At 60.3% G+C, this 16,529-nt stretch carries 13 protein-coding genes and 1 tRNA gene; 11 read left to right on the forward strand and 3 right to left on the reverse strand.

Annotated features, from left to right (window positions below):
- The first annotated feature begins 12 nt into the window (after positions 1-12).
- The 11 genes from BTIS_RS10575 to BTIS_RS10625 all read left to right on the forward strand — a co-directional run bounded on the left by BTIS_RS10575 (position 13) and on the right by BTIS_RS10625 (position 13,377).
- Positions 13-1,626, forward strand: a complete 1,614-nt coding sequence (locus BTIS_RS10575) for a bifunctional shikimate kinase/3-dehydroquinate synthase (protein WP_094665272.1) — start codon at positions 13-15, stop codon at positions 1,624-1,626.
- 27 nt (positions 1,627-1,653) lie between these two features.
- Positions 1,654-2,100 (forward strand): type II 3-dehydroquinate dehydratase, encoded by a 447-nt coding sequence (gene aroQ / locus BTIS_RS10580; RefSeq protein WP_094665274.1) that lies wholly within the window; start codon positions 1,654-1,656, stop codon positions 2,098-2,100.
- Positions 2,101-2,174: 74 nt separating this feature from the next.
- Positions 2,175-3,830: a M20/M25/M40 family metallo-hydrolase gene (locus BTIS_RS10585; RefSeq protein WP_094665276.1), complete on the forward strand. Its 1,656-nt coding sequence runs from the start codon at positions 2,175-2,177 to the stop codon at positions 3,828-3,830.
- Positions 3,831-3,951: 121 nt separating this feature from the next.
- Positions 3,952-4,893: an ABC transporter substrate-binding protein gene (locus tag BTIS_RS10590; RefSeq protein ID WP_094665278.1), complete on the forward strand. Its 942-nt coding sequence runs from the start codon at positions 3,952-3,954 to the stop codon at positions 4,891-4,893.
- Positions 4,894-5,033: 140 nt separating this feature from the next.
- Positions 5,034-6,695 (forward strand): CTP synthase, encoded by a 1,662-nt coding sequence (locus BTIS_RS10595; protein WP_094665280.1) that lies wholly within the window; start codon positions 5,034-5,036, stop codon positions 6,693-6,695.
- A 272-nt stretch (positions 6,696-6,967) separates the two neighbouring features.
- Positions 6,968-8,473, forward strand: a complete 1,506-nt coding sequence (gene sufB, locus BTIS_RS10600; RefSeq protein WP_094665282.1) for a Fe-S cluster assembly protein SufB — start codon at positions 6,968-6,970, stop codon at positions 8,471-8,473.
- 1 nt (position 8,474) lies between these two features.
- Entirely contained in the window at positions 8,475-9,746 is a 1,272-nt protein-coding gene (gene sufD, locus BTIS_RS10605; RefSeq protein WP_094665284.1) for a Fe-S cluster assembly protein SufD, read from the forward strand.
- 61 nt (positions 9,747-9,807) lie between these two features.
- Positions 9,808-10,587: a Fe-S cluster assembly ATPase SufC gene (gene sufC / locus BTIS_RS10610; protein ID WP_094665286.1), complete on the forward strand. Its 780-nt coding sequence runs from the start codon at positions 9,808-9,810 to the stop codon at positions 10,585-10,587.
- A 154-nt stretch (positions 10,588-10,741) separates the two neighbouring features.
- Positions 10,742-12,013 (forward strand): SufS family cysteine desulfurase, encoded by a 1,272-nt coding sequence (locus tag BTIS_RS10615; protein WP_094665288.1) that lies wholly within the window; start codon positions 10,742-10,744, stop codon positions 12,011-12,013.
- A gap of 177 nt (positions 12,014-12,190) precedes the next feature.
- Positions 12,191-12,778: a Fe-S cluster assembly sulfur transfer protein SufU gene (sufU, locus tag BTIS_RS10620; protein ID WP_094665290.1), complete on the forward strand. Its 588-nt coding sequence runs from the start codon at positions 12,191-12,193 to the stop codon at positions 12,776-12,778.
- A gap of 2 nt (positions 12,779-12,780) precedes the next feature.
- On the forward strand, positions 12,781-13,377 hold the full coding sequence (locus tag BTIS_RS10625) for a metal-sulfur cluster assembly factor (protein ID WP_094665292.1): 597 nt from the start codon (positions 12,781-12,783) through the stop codon (positions 13,375-13,377).
- 230 nt (positions 13,378-13,607) lie between these two features.
- Here BTIS_RS10625 and glgC read toward each other — a convergent pair whose 3' ends face one another.
- The 3 genes from glgC to BTIS_RS10640 all read right to left on the reverse strand — a co-directional run bounded on the left by glgC (position 13,608) and on the right by BTIS_RS10640 (position 16,112).
- Positions 13,608-14,852: a glucose-1-phosphate adenylyltransferase gene (gene glgC / locus BTIS_RS10630; protein ID WP_094665294.1), complete on the reverse strand. Its 1,245-nt coding sequence runs from the start codon at positions 14,850-14,852 to the stop codon at positions 13,608-13,610.
- A 186-nt stretch (positions 14,853-15,038) separates the two neighbouring features.
- The gene (locus BTIS_RS10635; RefSeq protein WP_094665296.1) at positions 15,039-15,905 is read right to left on the reverse strand and encodes a TrmH family RNA methyltransferase; all 867 of its coding nucleotides are present in this window, start codon (positions 15,903-15,905) and stop codon (positions 15,039-15,041) included.
- 119 nt (positions 15,906-16,024) lie between these two features.
- Positions 16,025-16,112: transfer RNA gene (locus BTIS_RS10640), tRNA-Leu, on the reverse strand.
- Positions 16,113-16,529 lie beyond the last annotated feature (417 nt).

Here is a 16,529-nt window from a genome sequence, read left to right on the forward strand (position 1 = left end):
GAGTCCGCTGTTATGACATTGATCCCCAAGGCCGTGCTTATCGGCATGCCGGGTGCGGGCAAGACCCGCATCGGGCAGGATGTGGCCGATCTGCTTGATGTGGAATTCATAGACTCCGATGTGGAGATCGAAGCCCGGGAAGGCGTCAAGATCCCGCAGATCTTCGAGACGCGCGGTGAACAGGAGTTCCGCCAGATCGAAGCGGAGGTGATCCTCGATTACCTCCACGATTTCGATGGCGTGCTGTCGCTCGGCGGAGGCGCTCCGATGACCGACCGCGTCTATGACGCCCTCGAATCGTATATCGCTCAGGGCGGCACCGTCGCCTATCTTGATGCGGATCCGAACGAGGCCATCGCTCGCGCGTCCCGTTCCGGGAACCGCCCGTTGCTTGCCGACGGTGCTGCGAAGAAGTGGCGCCGGCTGTATTCCCAACGTCGTCCCGTATTCGAACGGCTGACGAATTGCATCGTGCACACGAAAGGAAAGACTCCCATGCAGGCTGCACAGAACATTGCGGATTCAGCAAACGAACGCGTGGTGCATGTCACGGGTACTGATCCGTACGATGTGCGCATCGGCGCACACGTGGCAGGCCATCTCGCCGAGGTGCTGGGCGACAAGCCGGTGCGGATCGCGCTGATCCACACCACCCCCGTTCAACGTCATTCCGACCGGGCGCGCACGCTGCTGCGCCGCGCCGGATACGAGGTGTCCGACATCACCATTCCCGATGCCGAGGCCGGCAAGACCATCGAGGTGGCCAACGGCATCTGGAAGCGTCTGGGCGAAGAAGGATTCACCCGATCCGACGCCGTGGTGGGGCTCGGCGGAGGCGCAGCCACCGATCTGGCCGGATTCGTCGCCGCCACCTGGATGCGCGGCATCCGCTACGTGAATTGCCCGACGTCGCTGCTGGCCATGGTGGACGCCTCCACCGGTGGCAAAACCGGCATCAACACCGATGCCGGCAAGAATCTGGTCGGATCGTTCTACACGCCGGCCGGTGTGCTTGCCGATCTGACCACGCTCGCCACCCTGCCGAACGACATCTTCGTCGAAGGACTGGGCGAGGTCGCCAAGTCCGGCTTCATCATGGACACCGAGATCCTGCGAATCCTCGAAAAGAACGCCGACGCCCTGCGTACCTTCGATCCTGAGAACATATCCGACGATCTCGAGCATGTGATCGCCGAACTCATCGAACGCACGGTGAGGGTGAAGGCATACCACGTCTCCTCCGATCTCAAGGAGAAGGGCCTGCGGGAGTTCCTCAACTACGGACACACCATGGGGCACGCGATCGAGAAACTCGAGCACTTCCGCTGGCGTCATGGCAACGCCGTGGCCGTCGGCATGGTGTACGCGGCCGAACTGGCCCACCTGCTCGGCTACATCGATCAGGATCTGGTGGACTACCATCGCTCGTTGCTGTCCTCGCTCGGCCTGCCGATCTCGTGGAACGGCGGTGAATTCGAAGACGTGCTGGCGCTGATGCATCGTGACAAGAAGGCCCGTGGCAACATGCTGCGCTTCGTGGTACTCGACCGCCCCGGTCATGTCGTTCACCTCGACAATCCGCCGGCAGACGTCGTGGAAGAGGCGTTCCGTCGCGTCCAGCAGTAAGCAGATAACGAAGCAAAGGAGAGCATCATGACCAAGGTCATCGTTGTCAACGGGCCGAATCTCGGCCGTCTCGGCGTGCGCCAGCCGGATGTGTACGGACGACAGGATCTTGAGGAACTTCGGCGTCTGTGCACCGAATGGGGCGGGGAACTCGGACTTGACGTGGAAGTGCGTCAGACCGACGACGAGGCGGAGATGGTCCACTGGATGCATCAGGCAGCCGACGAGAAGACCCCGGTGGTGATGAACCCCGCCGCGTTCACCCACTACTCGTATGCGCTTTCCGACGCCGCGCACATGGTGGGCGACGCAGGTTTGCCGCTCATGGAGGTGCACATCTCCAATCCGTCCGCGCGCGACGAATTCCGCAAGCGTTCCGTGATCAGCCCAGTCGCCACCGGAACCATCACCGGCATGGGCTTCTTCGGATACAAGCTCGCCCTCGAGGCCGTGGCGCACATCGTCAACGGCTGACCGCATTTCGCAGGCCCCGTCCGCTTCATCGCGTGACGGGGCCTGATTTGTCACGTATAGGTAAAGGACGCCAGATGTCACTCACTGCTGCCGAACGCCAACTCATCGCCTCGGCATCGCACTGGTTCGACGACAACCGTGGACGCTTCATTGAAGAGCTTTGCGAACTATTGCGCTACCCGTCGGTTTCCGACGAATCCGATCCATCACCAAAACCAGGCGAACCATACGGTCATGAAGTGCGCCGCGTCTTCGACCACATGCTCGACAAGGCCAGATGTGACGAATTTCCAACGCATGACTACGACGGGCACGTCATCGAAGTCGCATACCCGCAGACCGCTTCGGACGAACAGACCACAGACGACGGACAGGCCACGGATGACATCGCCTTCATCAGCCATCTTGACGTCGTACCCGCAGGACCGGGGTGGACGCACGACCCGTTCAAGCCACGCATCGAAAACGACGGCGATATCATCATCGCCCGCGGCGCGCTTGACGACAAAGGCGTCGCCCTGATCACCTATTGGCTGCTGAGGTTCTTCGCAGAACAGGGTCAACGGTTCCACCATCGGGTCCGTATGCTGTTCGGCGGCTCCGAGGAGCCAGCGTTGAACGACATCAAATGGTTCGTGCGTAACGGGGGAGCGCCATACCAGTCCATCGTCACCGACGGTCCGTTCCCCGTCAACAATATCCAAAAAGGACTGCTTGACATCGACATCGCCATCCCGGTAGGCGAACAGCTTGCGGACTGGCACTCTGGATCCTCGACCAACACCATTCCTGCGGTCGCATCCGTGGAGTTGCATGGCATCGACATCGATGACGCGCGACAGGCGCTCGCAGCTGCGAACAGTGACGGTGCCGACACCGGGGACGGAGGGGATGCGTACCGGCGTATTCATGTTCGCGGAACGTCGTCGGGCGTCACCGTCGAGGCACATGGTATCTCCGGTCATGCGTCCAAGCCGGACGGCACCATCAACGCCATCGCGCTGCTCGCCTCACGCCTCGATGACGCCGGACTGCTTTCCGGGCGCGACGCCACGGCGGCGGCGAGCATAGCCCGATGGGCAGCGGACCCATATGGTGCCGCGCTTGGCATTGATCACGACAATGAGGAAAGCGGCCCGACCACCGTTAACGTCGGCATCATCATGCCTCGTCATGAATTCGATCCCCAGGCCATTGCCGACAATGAGATCGTCTCGGTGTCGAATGGCAATACGACGGACGACGATACACCGGATAACGACGGCAACGCCATCGTGATGCATCTTGACATTCGTTACGCGGTCGGCCAGACGAAGGATGAGATTCTCGATGCCATCAGCGCCAGAGCGGCGATGATCGGCGGTCGACTTGTCGCCGTGGTGAACGATGACCCGTATTATGTTTCCGCCGACGACCCTCGGGTGCGGCTGTTGACCGACACCTATAACGATGTGACCAGCACCGCCGAACGCGCGAAGCCGGTTGCCATGGGCGGTGGTACCCATGCCCGTTTCGTTCCGCGCGCCTTGAACTTCGGTCCTGAATTCCATGCCGACAGCGTGCCGGCGTCCGAAGGACTGGTGTTCGAACCGCCGGCATGCATTGCGCCGGGAACCGGTGCCGCGCACGGCGTCGACGAATGGGTATCCATCCGCAACCTCAGGGCGGCGTTTCTTATGTACGTGCTAGGTCTGGTACGTCTTGACCAATATTTGGATGGGAAGGCATAGTACCAGCCAAACTGGATACCATCGGGCATGGTGAAATCCTCCGCGACAGCATGTTGTTGTCATCGCTGTTGTCCGGAAGACCCAAAGTGGAAGACCCCCACGGGCGAAAAGAGGGAAGAGCATGTCCATGAAATCCATTACCCGAGTCGCGGCGGCCGTCGTGGTGCTCGCTACTACATTGTCGTTTTCGGCCTGCGGCACATCCGATGCGACCGACTCCACTGCAAGCGATAGCGGGGATCACAGCCTCAGCGGCAATCCCACCGACGGCTACGACGTCAGTGGGGTGAAGAAGGATGACGCCATCGCCGCGTTGCTTCCCGAATCGGTGACCAGTGACGGCAAGTTCGTCGTCGGTATGGACACCTCGTATGCTCCCGCCGAATTCATCAGCACCGACGGCAAGACGCCGATCGGCTATGAAGTCGATATGGCCAAGGCGTTGGGCAACATCTTCGGATTGGAGACAGAGCCGACCACGGCCGTGTTCGACTCCATCATCCCCTCCATCGGCTCCAAATACGATGTCGGCATTTCATCGTTCATTCCCAGTCCCGACCGCGTCAAGTCCGTGGATTTCGTGACCTATCAGACCGTCGGCACCGCGTTCGTGGTGAAGAAGGGCAACCCGCAGAACATTGATCCCAATAATCTGTGCGGCAGGAAGATCGCCGTGCAAACCGGCAGCACTCAGGAAACGGAAGTCAACGCATCGTCCGATCAGTGCAAGGCCGATGGCAAGGATGCGGTTGATGTTCTGTCGTTCAAGCAGCAGACCGACGTGACCACCTCGGTGATGACCGGCAAGGCCGAATCCTTCTACACCGGCACCGACGCGACCGGATACGCCATCAAGAAGTCCGATGGTGCTCTTGAACAGCTTGAGCCCGTGCGTGACACCGTCAAGGTCGGTGCCGCCGTGAAGAAGGGCGACGCCCAGACCCGTGAGGCCATGCAGAAGGCTTTGCAGAAGCTCATGGACGACGGCACCTTCCAGAAGATCATGGACTACTGGGGCGTCGGCTCCACCGCCGACAAGACCGCGGAGGTCGTCACTGAGTAGGATGTCTGGCAGGCTGTTGCATGCTACAGAAACCGGCATTACCGGCACTCCAGCAGCATGAGTTTCTGCGGGTATGCATCCGAACGGTTTATACAAGATGGAACACGCCGCGTCATGTGCCGATGATAAAGTGAAATTCCATGGTTAGAAGAAAACATGGCATCGCGCAAGAGCACATCACCAAGCACATTTTCGTCACCGGCGGAGTTGTGTCCTCGCTCGGCAAGGGACTTACGGCTTCGTCCCTTGGCCGTCTTCTTCGCAGCCGTGGCATCCACGTCCTGCAGCAGAAGCTCGACCCCTACATCAACGTTGATCCGGGTACCATGAACCCGTTCCAGCACGGCGAGGTCTACGTGACCGAAGACGGTGCCGAGACGGATCTCGACATCGGTCACTACGAGCGTTTCCTCGACGTGTTCCTCTCCCAGAAGGCCAACGTCACCACCGGTCAGGTGTATCAGGAGGTGCTGCGCAAGGAACGCGCCGGCGAATACCTCGGCCAGTGTGTCCAGGTCATTCCTCATATCACCAACGAGATCAAGTCCCGTATGCGTGCCCAGGCGTCCGATGACGTCGATGTGATCATCACCGAGATCGGCGGCACCGTCGGTGACATCGAATCCCAGCCGTTCCTTGAGGCCGCCCGCGAGGTCCGTCGCGACATCGGTTCCGACAACTGCATGTTCGTGCACGTCTCCCTCGTGCCGTACATCGCCGCCGCCCATGAGCTGAAGACCAAGCCCACCCAGCATTCCGTGATGATGCTGCGCCAGCTCGGCATCGCCCCCGACGCGCTGGTGCTGCGCTCCGACCGTCCTCTCAACCAGAGCATCAAGGACAAGATCTCCCTGATGTGCGACGTGGACGAGGAAGGCGTGGTCAACTGCGTGGACGCTCCGAGCATCTACGACGTGCCGAAGACGCTGTTCAATGAAGGTCTTGACGCCTACGTGGTCCGTGAGCTCGGTCTGCCGTTCCACGACGTCAACTGGGCCGAATGGTCCGACCTGCTCGACCGTGTGCACCACCCCAAGCACGAGGTCAACATCGCCATCGTCGGTAAGTACATCGATCTGCCCGACGCCTACCTGTCCGTCACCGAGGCCATCAAGGCCGGCGGTTTCGCCAACTGGGCTAAGGTGAACGTCGAATGGGTCGCCGCCGATGATTGCGAGACCGAAGAGGGGGCAGCCAAGGCCCTGGCCGACGTCGACGGCATCGTGATTCCCGGCGGTTTCGGCATCCGTGGCATCGACGGTAAGATCGGCGCGCTCAAGTACGCCCGTGAGAACCGTCTCCCCGCTCTGGGCCTGTGCCTTGGCCTGCAGTCCATGGTCATCGAGTACGCCCGTCACGTCCTTGGACTCGAGGACGCGAACTCCACTGAGTTCGAGCCCGAGTGCGAGAACCCGGTCATCGCCACGATGGAGGAGCAGAAGGACATCGTCGCCGGCAAGGGCGACATGGGTCACACCATGCGACTGGGTTCCTACCCGGCCGAGCTGGAGGAGGGTTCCCTCGCCGCCCAGCTGTACGGCACCACCCACGTCACGGAGCGTCACCGTCATCGTTACGAGGTGAACGTGGCCTACAAGGATCGTCTGCGTGAGGCTGGTCTGCGTATCTCCGGTCAGAGCCCGGACGGTGAGCTCACCGAGTTCGTCGAGCTGCCGCAGGATGTGCACCCGTTCTACATCGCCACTCAGGCCCATCCGGAGTTCAAGTCCCGCCCGACCAAGCCGCACCCGCTGTTCGCCGGACTGGTCAAGGCCGCGCTTGATCATCAGGCCACGCACTGATCGACACGATCGACGCATACTGGTCAACTCGTACCGGTAATCCGATCGATGAATCGAGGCCCGTCGCGCATTCTTGTGTGACGGGTCTCGTCTTTTTTCAAGCGTGGCTTCTGTAATCTTTCTCACGTTTGCCAATGGATAATTCACGGAACGCCGATTAGTGTTGTTCGTGATGTTCTGTTAGGTTTGCTACGGACAGAAAGCACTTTCGTCAAGGTCCCGGTATTCATGACATATCGGGCGATGGGAGGACACTCAAGGTGACGGATGAAATGACGTCGCAGGAGACCCCGAATACGGGATCCGCGGCGGCTGACGTGGAGATGAGCCAGTATGTGGCCGACCGTTCCCGCGTCAACGAGGACAAGATCAAAAAAGACGATGAGATCATTTCGCAGTTCGGCGACTACAGCTATGGATGGCATGATTCCGATGCCGCCGGCGAGGCTGCGAAACGTGGTATCGATGAGAACGTGGTGCGTGCCATCTCCGCCGATAAGGGCGAGCCTGAATGGATGCTCGATATGCGTCTGCGCGGCTACAAGGCGTTCCTCGAAAAGCCGATGCCTGATTGGGGTGTCGATCTTTCCGGCTTCAATGCCGATGATTTCAAGTACTACGTCAAGCCGATCGACAAGCAGGCCAAGAGCTGGGACGAACTGCCCGACGACATTCGCAGCACCTATGACCGACTGGGTATCCCCGAGGCCGAGAAGAAGCGTCTGGTCTCCGGCGTGGCCGCCCAGTACGAGTCCGAGGTGATCTACAACTCCATTCAGGAGGATCTGAAGAAGCAGGGCGTGATCTTCGTTGACACCGACACCGCCGTGCGCGAATATCCGGAGCTCGTGAAGAAGTACTTCGCCACCGTGGTGCCGCCGGAGGACAACAAGTTCGGCGCGCTGAACACGGCGGCATGGTCCGGTGGCTCGTTCGTGTATGTGCCGAAGGGTGTACACGTGGACATCCCGTTGCAGGCGTACTTCCGCATCAACACGCCGGCTATGGGACAGTTCGAGCGTACGCTGATCATCGCCGATGAAGGCTCCTACGTGCATTACGTCGAGGGATGCACCGCACCTATCTGGTCCGAGGACTCCCTGCACGCGGCCATCGTCGAGATCGTGGTGGAGAAGCACGCTCGCGTGCGCTACACCACCGTGCAGAACTGGTCGAACAACGTGTACAACCTGGTCACCCAGCGCGCCTACGTGCGTGAGGGCGGCACCATGGAATGGGTGGACGGCAACATCGGCTCCAAGGCCACGATGAAGTATCCGGCATGCATTCTTGCCGAGCCGTACGCCAAGGCAAGCACCATGTCGCTCGGCTTCGCAGGCAAGGGCCAGTATCAGGACACCGGCGCCAAGATGATCCACCTCGCCCCGCACACATCGTCGACCATCGTCGCGAAGTCCATCTCCCGTGGCGGCGGCCGTTCCGCATATCGCGGACTGGTGAAGATCATCAAGGGCGCGGAGGGATCCTCCAACTCCACGGTCTGCGACGCCCTGCTTGTGGACAACTACAGCCGTTCCGATACATATCCGCATGTGGACGTGCGTGAGGACGATGTGTCCATGGCTCATGAGGCCACTGTGTCGAAGGTCTCCGAAGACCAGCTCTTCTATCTGATGAGCCGTGGTCTTTCCGAGGAGGAGGCCATGGGCATGATCGTACGAGGATTCGTGGAGCCGATCAGCCGCGAGCTGCCGATGGAGTACGCGCTCGAACTGAACCGACTTGTTGAACTGCAGATGGAAGGATCGGTGGGCTGATATGACCGAGGCAACGAATACCGAAACCACAAGCGTCGAAACGGCCAAGGAGGTCGCGGCCGAACTGAATATTCCGGTGGCCGATCTCAACGATCCGTATGCCGTTCCCGCTCTTATGCCATCCAGCGCCGACAAGGCCAAGCGTTCCTTCGAGGCCGATGATTTCGCCATGCCCACGCGGAAGCAGGACGACTGGCGCTATACGCCGATCGAACGCATCGAGGAATTCTTCACCGTGTTCAAGCCGAGCGGTGAGACCACCGTGGAGGTCGGCGCAATCGACGGTACCGAAATGTCCGCCGACAACGTGAAGCTGTACCAGACCAAGCTGGGCGAGGAGCCGTCCGGCACGGTCTCCAAGCCGACCGACCGCGCCGCGGCCGTGGAATGGCAGTCCGGTTCCACCGCAACCGTTGTGGAGCTCTCCGGCGAACTGCCTTCCCCGGTATTGGTGAAGGTGAAGGGTTCGGGACTGGATCTCGACGCCTTCCATCTGGTCATCAAGGCCGCCGACAAGACCCATGCCGATGTGATCGTCGAACACGAAGGCAAGGCCCGTCTTGCCGAAGGCGTGGAGATCACCACCGGCAAGGACTCCCATGTCTCCACCACCTTCGTACAGGAATGGGACCCCGAATCCAAGCATGTCGGTAACCACCGTATTCATGTGGGCGAGGGCGCATCCCTGCGTCACTCGGTGGTCACCCTCGGCGGTGACGTGGTCCGCCTGCGCATGGATCAGGACTTCGGCGGCGAGCAGGGCGAGCTCAACATGCTTGGCATCTACTTCGTGGATCCCGGTCAGCACATCGAGAACCGCACCATGGTGGTACACAACCATCCCGACTGCAAGTCCCGCGTGGTCTACAAGGGCGCCCTCGACGGCAAGGGCGCACACTCCACATGGGTGGGCAACGCACTCATCCAGCCGACGGCTCCGGGAACCGATTCCTACGAGCTCAACCGCAACCTTGTGCTTACCCCGGGTGCAATCGCCGACTCTGAGCCGAATCTGGAGATCGAGAACGGCAACATCATTGGTGCCGGCCACGCCAGCTCCGTCGGACGTTTTGACGATGAGGAGCTGTTCTACCTGCAGTCCCGCGGCATCCCTGAGACCGAGGCCCGTAAGCTCGTGGTCCGTGGTTTCTTCGCCGAACTGATCGAGGAGATCGGCATTCCGTCCATTTCCGAGCACCTGATGAGCGTCATCGATCGGCGTCTTGCCCGCGGTGAAAGCGCGGCCATGGCCGAGGTCCTCGAAGAGAAGTAACGACGGAGCCAGCCGACAGGCAACGACAAACGACATATTCGCATAGTTGAGGAGAACAACAATGTCAACGTTGGAAATCAAGGACCTGTATGCCTCGGTGGAAACCAAGGACGGTCGCAAGCAGATTCTCAAGGGTGTCAACCTCACCGTCAACTCCGGTGAGACGCATGCCATCATGGGCCCGAACGGCTCCGGAAAGTCCACGCTCGCCTACACTCTGGCCGGCCACCCCAAGTATGAGGTCGATTCCGGTCAGGTGCTGCTCGACGGTGAGGACATTCTCAAGATGACCCCGGACGAGCGAGCCAAGGCCGGTCTGTTCCTGGCCATGCAGTACCCGGTCGAGGTCCCCGGCGTCTCCATGACGAACTTCCTGCGTACCGCCAAGACCGAGGTGGACGGCAAGGCCCCGGCCATCCGCACGTGGGCCAAGGAGCTCGGCGAGGCGATGAAGCGGCTGCGCATGGATCCGAAGTTCGCATCCCGTTCCGTGAACGAAGGCTTCTCCGGCGGCGAGAAGAAGCGTGCCGAGGTATTGCAGCTGGAACTGCTCAAGCCCAAGTTCGCCATTCTCGACGAGACCGACTCCGGTCTTGACGTCGATGCGCTGCGCATCGTCTCCGAGGGTGTGAACCGTGCCAAGGATGCCAATAACTTCGGCATCCTGATGGTCACCCACTACACGCGCATTCTCAAGTACATCAAGCCGGACATCGTGCACGTGTTCGCCGACGGACACTTCGTGAAGACCGGTGGCCCCGAGCTGGCCGACGAACTCGAGGAGAACGGCTACGACCAGTATCTGCCGGAAGGTTCGGATTCCGAAAGCGCACTGGCGTAAGGTACTTGGTTGACCGCCGAGGGACAGGACGCATGATGTCCGACACACTCAAGGCCGTTTGGCCGAGCCTACAGTTGGACATCATGCGTCCCGTCCCTCGGCTCACGCCAACTATTGGTTTACTGAAGCGAAAAGACGATATAAGGGGGAAAGCATGGTTGATTTTCAAGCGATTCGGGACCAATTCCCGATCCTGAATCAGCAGATCCACGGACACCCGCTGGTGTACCTCGACTCGGCGGCCACGTCGCAGAAGCCTCAGACGGTCATTGACGCGGAATCTGAGTTCTACCGCACCATCAATGCCGGAGTGCATCGTGGTGCACACGAGCTGGCCGCGCTGAGCACCGAGGCCTTTGAACAGGCCCGCGCCAAGGTTGCGGCACTGGTCGGTGCCAACGCCGCGGAGGGCGAAGAGGAGATCGTCGTCACCGCAGGTGCGACGGCGGGACTGAATCTGCTGGCCACCGCTATCGGCAACGCTTCGCTGGGTCGCGGGGGAGACGCGGCGAAGCGCTTTGCACTGAAGCCCGGTGACGAGATCGTCGTCAGCAAGGCCGAACATCATTCCGTGCTGTTGCCGTTCCAGGAGCTCGCTGCCCGTACCGGTGCCACCTTCAAGTGGTTCGATCTGGACGATGAGGGACGTGTGCGTTCCGACACCGCCGACGAGGTGATCACCGAACGTACCAAGGTCGTGGCCATCACGCATGTTGGCAACACCACTGGTGCCATTACCGACATCGCACCGATCATCCGTCGTGCGCACGAGGTGGGCGCGATCTTCATCCTTGACGCATGCCAGTCCGTGCCGCATCTTGCGGTGAACTTCCATGCCCTGGATGTGGACTTCGCTGCGTGGAGCGCTCACAAGATGTACGGTCCTACCGGAGTCGGATTCCTCTACGGGAAGCGCGAACTGCTCGAGGCGTTGCCTCCGGCCAATTTCGGCGGTTCCATGGTCGAATTGGCGTGGATGGACCAGCCTGCCCAGTACATGGCTCCGCCGGCACGATTCGAAGCCGGTACGCAGCCCGTCGCACAGGTGGTGGCCGCAGGCGTGGCCGCCGACTGGATGCGATCCGTGGGCATGGAAAACATTGAGGCCCATGAGAAGACCATCGCCGCCGAACTGCTCAAGCTCGGCGATATCGACGGCGTACGCATCCTCGGTCCGCGCGAAAACGTGAATCGTATCGGCACGGTGGCGTTCGATGTGCAGGGCGTGCATCCGCATGATGTCGGCCAGTTCATCGACGCGCAGGGCATCGCCATCCGCGTGGGACATCACTGCGCTCAGCCGGTTCACCGTCATTTCGGTCTGTTCGCATCCAACCGTGCATCGAGCGGCGTGTACAACTCGGTGCAGGATGCTCAGGTATTGGTGGAAGCCGTCGGCAAGGTGCGGGCCTTCTTCCGCGTTTGACGGCATAAGGCATCGGCATCCAGGTGGGCCTACGATCGGAATCATGATCCACGTGGCTCTCATAGTGCAACGGGAAGGTGGCGCGTCCGAGTCGACGATTCGCACGCGCCGCCTTCCCGTTTTCGCTGGGAGAGGTACGGCGCGTCCAAGTCAGGGCGCGCCACTAGGTTAGAGGGCATGGCAGATTACGGAATGAGCGGAGAAGAGCTCGAGCAGATGTATCAGGAGGTCATTCTCGAGGCTTCGAAGGCTCCACACGGCAAGGTAGATTTCGCATCCGGTACCGGATCTCATTCGACCATCGGAGTGAACAGCCTCAGTGCCGGAGAAAGCAAACTGAGCGCGACCCACGAATACTGCGTCCCGGCTCAGTCCCATCAGTTCAACCCCACATGTGGTGACGAGGTCACCGTTCGCGTGGAGATTTCGGACGGTAGCGACGGCAAGCCCCAGCATATCGAGCATCTGATCTGGGACGGTCAGGGATGCTCCATCTCCCAGGCCAGTCTTTCGATTATGGTGGATCTTGTGGATGGCAAGACCGTGGACGAGGCCATGGATCTCTTCCACGCATTTCATAAGCTCATGGAATCCCGGGGCGCCGGTCTTAACGATGAGGCGATGGAGGAGGAACTCGGCGATGCCGTGGTCTTCCAAGGCGTCTCCCGTTACCCGATGCGCATCAAGTGCGCATTGCTCGGCTGGGAGGGATTGAAGGATTCCATGGCACAGGCGTTGGCTCAGATGAACGCAAAGGAGGCGTAACGATGGCCGATAACAGCAATCTGGTTCCCGAACCCAAGGATTCGATTTTCGCATCCGTACAGAACGTGTTGGGAGATGAGAAGGCGGCACGTCAGGTGATGGCTAATCCGAACCTTATTAACAGCGTGCAGGCACAGTCCGCGGAAGACGGATCTGCACCAGCCGCCGATACCTGCGGCTGTGGCAATGGTCATGGTGCGTGCGGCTGCGGGGGAGAGGAACCCGAGGACGGTGGCATCGAGCTGAAGGCCGTGGACGATATCGGACGTGCGACTGCCAAGGATGTGCAGGAGGCCATGCATCAGGTCATCGATCCCGAACTGGGCATCGACGTCATCGATCTTGGTCTGGTCTATGGCATTGAGATCGACGAACTCGGCAGGGCCATCATCACCATGACCCTTACCACGCCGGCATGCCCGCTCACCGATCTCATCGAGGACGAGACGGCAAGCGTGCTCGCCGGTCTGGTGGAGGAGTTCCGCATCGACTGGACCTGGACACCCGCGTGGACGGTCGACAAGATTACTCCCGAGGGACAGGCCCAGCTGTCCGCACTGGGATTCAACTTCAACAATCTGCCTACGTACGGCGCATGATCGGCGTGGCTCGCTGACGGGCAGTGGATATGTCGGCGAGCCACGTTCAGGCACATCCTATCCAGGAGCAGAAATTGTGCCCCGATAAGTAACGGCAGGTTTTGCTGAGACCAAATTGTCCAGCTAAATTGTCTACGTATAGAGAAAGCCGGTACCGAATCACAATGGTTCGGTACCGGCTTCCTCTGGTTTTGGTCTATGGGCTGTTCCGAGTGTTCTGAGACAGACGATCAGTCGGTGACGATCGTGCCCTTCGGGACCACGGTGATGCCTTCGGCGGTTACCGTGAATCCACGCTCGAGATCACGTTCGGTGTCGATGCCGACGGTCGCGTTTTCGGTGAGCACGACGTTCTTGTCCAGAATCGCCTTGTACACGCGTGCGCGACGGTTGATCGTGACGTTGTTGAACAGGACGGAGTCCACGATCTGCGACCACGAGTGGATGCGCACATTCGGGGAGATGACCGAGTGATGCACCTCACCACCGGAGATGATCACGCCGGGGGAGATGATCGAATCGGTGGCGTGGCCAAGACGGTCACGGCCGGCGTGCACGAACTTTGCCGGCGGCAGCGAACCGGCATAGGTGTAGATCGGCCAGTCCGTGTTGTACAGGTTGAACTCGGGGACGTAGGCGATCAGATCCATGTGGGCATCATAGAACTGCTTGATCGTACCCACGTCACGCCAGTAGGCGTGATCCTTTTCGGTCGAACCGGGGATCTCGTTGGTCGTGAAGTCGTAGACTCCGGCCTCGCCGCGAGAAGCGAAGTAGGGGGCGATGTCGCCACCCATGTCATGCTCGGTGTCCTTGGCCTTCTCATCCTTGCGCAGCGCATCGAACAGCGCGTCGGTGTTGGCCACGTAGTTACCCATGGAGGCCAGCATCATCGAGGGATCATCCGGCAGACCCTGCGTGGTCGCGGGCTTCTCCTCGAAGTGGGTGATCAGTCCGGGATGGTTCGGATCGGTGTTGATCACACCGAACTGGTTCGACTGGCTGATCGGCTGACGAATGCCGGCCACGGTGAATTCAGCTCCGGACTCGATGTGCGATTCCACCATCTGCTGGAAGTCCATGCGGTAGACGTGATCGGCACCCACGATCACCACGATGTCGGGCTTGACGTCCTCGATGATGTTGATCGTCTGGTAGATGGCGTCAGCGGAACCGAGATACCAGTGCTTGCCCAGACGCTGCTGCGCCGGAACGGGGGAGACGTAGTTTCCCAGCAATGACGAGAAGCGCCAGACCTGGGAGATGTGACGGTCCAGTGAATGCGACTTGTACTGCGTCAGCACGATGATGTGGCGGAAATCGGAGTTCACCAGATTGCTCAACGGGAAGTCGATCAGGCGGAATACACCGCCAAATGGCACGGCCGGCTTGGCTCGGTCGCGAGTCAGTGGCATCAGACGCGTGCCTTCGCCACCTGCCAGCACTATCGAGAGCACTTTCGGGTTTCTCTTCATGGGTATCCCCTGCCTTCTACTCGTCGGTGAGTTGAAACAATGCCTCTATAATCTCACAAAAAACATGATTATGTGAGCGGCTGGCGGGGTGTTGCGTGTTTTTCGTTAATCGTTTGCCGCATCGTCACCCGATGGACATGTTTGTTCCGCAGGGGACGATGCGGCAACAACCGGTCGCCGGATGATTCAGCGTCGGCGTGTCGCCCAGAACGTGACGGCGCTGGAAGCCGCGACATTCAAGCTATCCACGTCATGGCTCATGGGGATCTTCACCGTCAGGTCGGCGTTGGCGATGGTGTGGCGACTCAGGCCATCCCCTTCGGTGCCGAAGATCATCGCAAGCCGATCGATGTGCCCCGGTGTGTCGGGCGTGTTGTTCAGTCGTTCTACCAGATCATCCAATCCGATCGAATCGTCGGTAAGTGCGAGCGCCGCAGTGGTGAGCCCGCATGCGCGCAGCTCTTCAAGTCCCTTCCATGGCCAGTAGTGTGTGCCGTCTCCTCCGATACGTGTCCATGGCACCTGAAACACCGTTCCCATCGACACGCGGGCGGCACGGCGATACAGCGGGTCCCCGCAGGACGGAGTGACCAGCACGGCATCCACGTCGAGTGCGGCGGCCGAGCGCATCAGTGCACCCACATTAGTGGGGTCAACGATGTTCTCCATCACGGCGACGCGTGACGCCCCACGGCAGATGTCCTCGACGCTGGGCAGTGTCCAGCGTCGCATGGTGGCCAGTGCGCCGCGATGCAGCCGGTATCCGGTGATGCGTTTCAGCTCCTCGCTGGTGGCGATGTAGACGGGAACGTCTGTGCCCCAGCGCGCGTCGACCTGTGCGAATTCGGATTCCATGCCGGACAGCCATGATTCCTCGACGAGGAAGGAGACGGGTTCGACGTCCGCGGCGAGCGCCCGGTCGATCACCTTGGGGGATTCGGCGATGAACATGCCCATGGATGGCTCGAGTCGGTTGCGCAGCTGCGGTTCGGTGAGATGCGTGAACGTGACGAGACGTTCGTCGTCGATGGAGTCGATGTGAATGTAGCGCATGATTCCTCCCAGCCGTCGTTGCGGCGTCGCCGGGAACCGGAGTCGTGGATGGTGAAGGCGGTCGGCCCCTCGGCTTGAACAACAAAAAACCCGGAAGTCGTAACTCCCGGGTTATTCGGTGTCCGGAGCGGGACTTGAACCCGCACGGTTGTATAAAATAACCACTAGCACCTCAAGCTAGCGCGTCTACCATTCCGCCACCCGGACAGGTGCCGTGCTTGGCAACGACATGAGACTCTATCATCACTATGGGGGTGTCTGTCAAATCGATATGAGCCTTCGGCGTGTCGCGCTGGTTTGCCGGATTTCTGGGGCAAGGATCAAAACGTGGGTCTTAAAGGGGCGCCGGCCTGTCTTGGCTGCGAGGAGTGCCAGTCTGCGACTGCCGATCCGCTGGAGCCTCAGACCCCGATGGTTTTCGACTCGCACCGCTTTCCGCATTGCGCACGATCATCAAGCGGTCTCGTCACCGGCAAGACCGCCTCGTCACCGGCATGATCTCCACCATCAAACTCCGAACCGTTACGGGGCGAACCGGGCACGGCCATCGACCATGGCCTCATCACCGACGCCGACATCGACATCGACACTGACATCGACATCGACAAGATCCTCGCCGACCAG

The organism is Bifidobacterium tissieri, from assembly GCF_002259645.1.
GTDB lineage: Bacteria > Actinomycetota > Actinomycetes > Actinomycetales > Bifidobacteriaceae > Galliscardovia > Galliscardovia tissieri.

Excerpts from the sequence above, each read along its gene's own strand:
- BTIS_RS10575 (WP_094665272.1), top strand. The coding sequence starts at position 13 with ATGACATTGATCCCCAAGGCCGTGCTTATCGGCATGCCGGGTGCGGGC.
- sufD (WP_094665284.1), top strand. The coding sequence starts at position 8,475 with ATGACCGAGGCAACGAATACCGAAACCACAAGCGTCGAAACGGCCAAG.
- glgC (WP_094665294.1), bottom strand. The coding sequence starts at position 14,852 with ATGAAGAGAAACCCGAAAGTGCTCTCGATAGTGCTGGCAGGTGGCGAA.
- BTIS_RS10590 (WP_094665278.1), top strand. The coding sequence starts at position 3,952 with ATGTCCATGAAATCCATTACCCGAGTCGCGGCGGCCGTCGTGGTGCTC.
- aroQ (WP_094665274.1), top strand. The coding sequence starts at position 1,654 with ATGACCAAGGTCATCGTTGTCAACGGGCCGAATCTCGGCCGTCTCGGC.
- BTIS_RS10635 (WP_094665296.1), bottom strand. The coding sequence starts at position 15,905 with ATGCGCTACATTCACATCGACTCCATCGACGACGAACGTCTCGTCACG.
- sufC (WP_094665286.1), top strand. The coding sequence starts at position 9,808 with ATGTCAACGTTGGAAATCAAGGACCTGTATGCCTCGGTGGAAACCAAG.
- BTIS_RS10585 (WP_094665276.1), top strand. The coding sequence starts at position 2,175 with ATGTCACTCACTGCTGCCGAACGCCAACTCATCGCCTCGGCATCGCAC.
- BTIS_RS10615 (WP_094665288.1), top strand. The coding sequence starts at position 10,742 with ATGGTTGATTTTCAAGCGATTCGGGACCAATTCCCGATCCTGAATCAG.
- BTIS_RS10625 (WP_094665292.1), top strand. The coding sequence starts at position 12,781 with ATGGCCGATAACAGCAATCTGGTTCCCGAACCCAAGGATTCGATTTTC.
- BTIS_RS10595 (WP_094665280.1), top strand. The coding sequence starts at position 5,034 with ATGGTTAGAAGAAAACATGGCATCGCGCAAGAGCACATCACCAAGCAC.
- sufB (WP_094665282.1), top strand. The coding sequence starts at position 6,968 with ATGACGTCGCAGGAGACCCCGAATACGGGATCCGCGGCGGCTGACGTG.
- sufU (WP_094665290.1), top strand. The coding sequence starts at position 12,191 with ATGGCAGATTACGGAATGAGCGGAGAAGAGCTCGAGCAGATGTATCAG.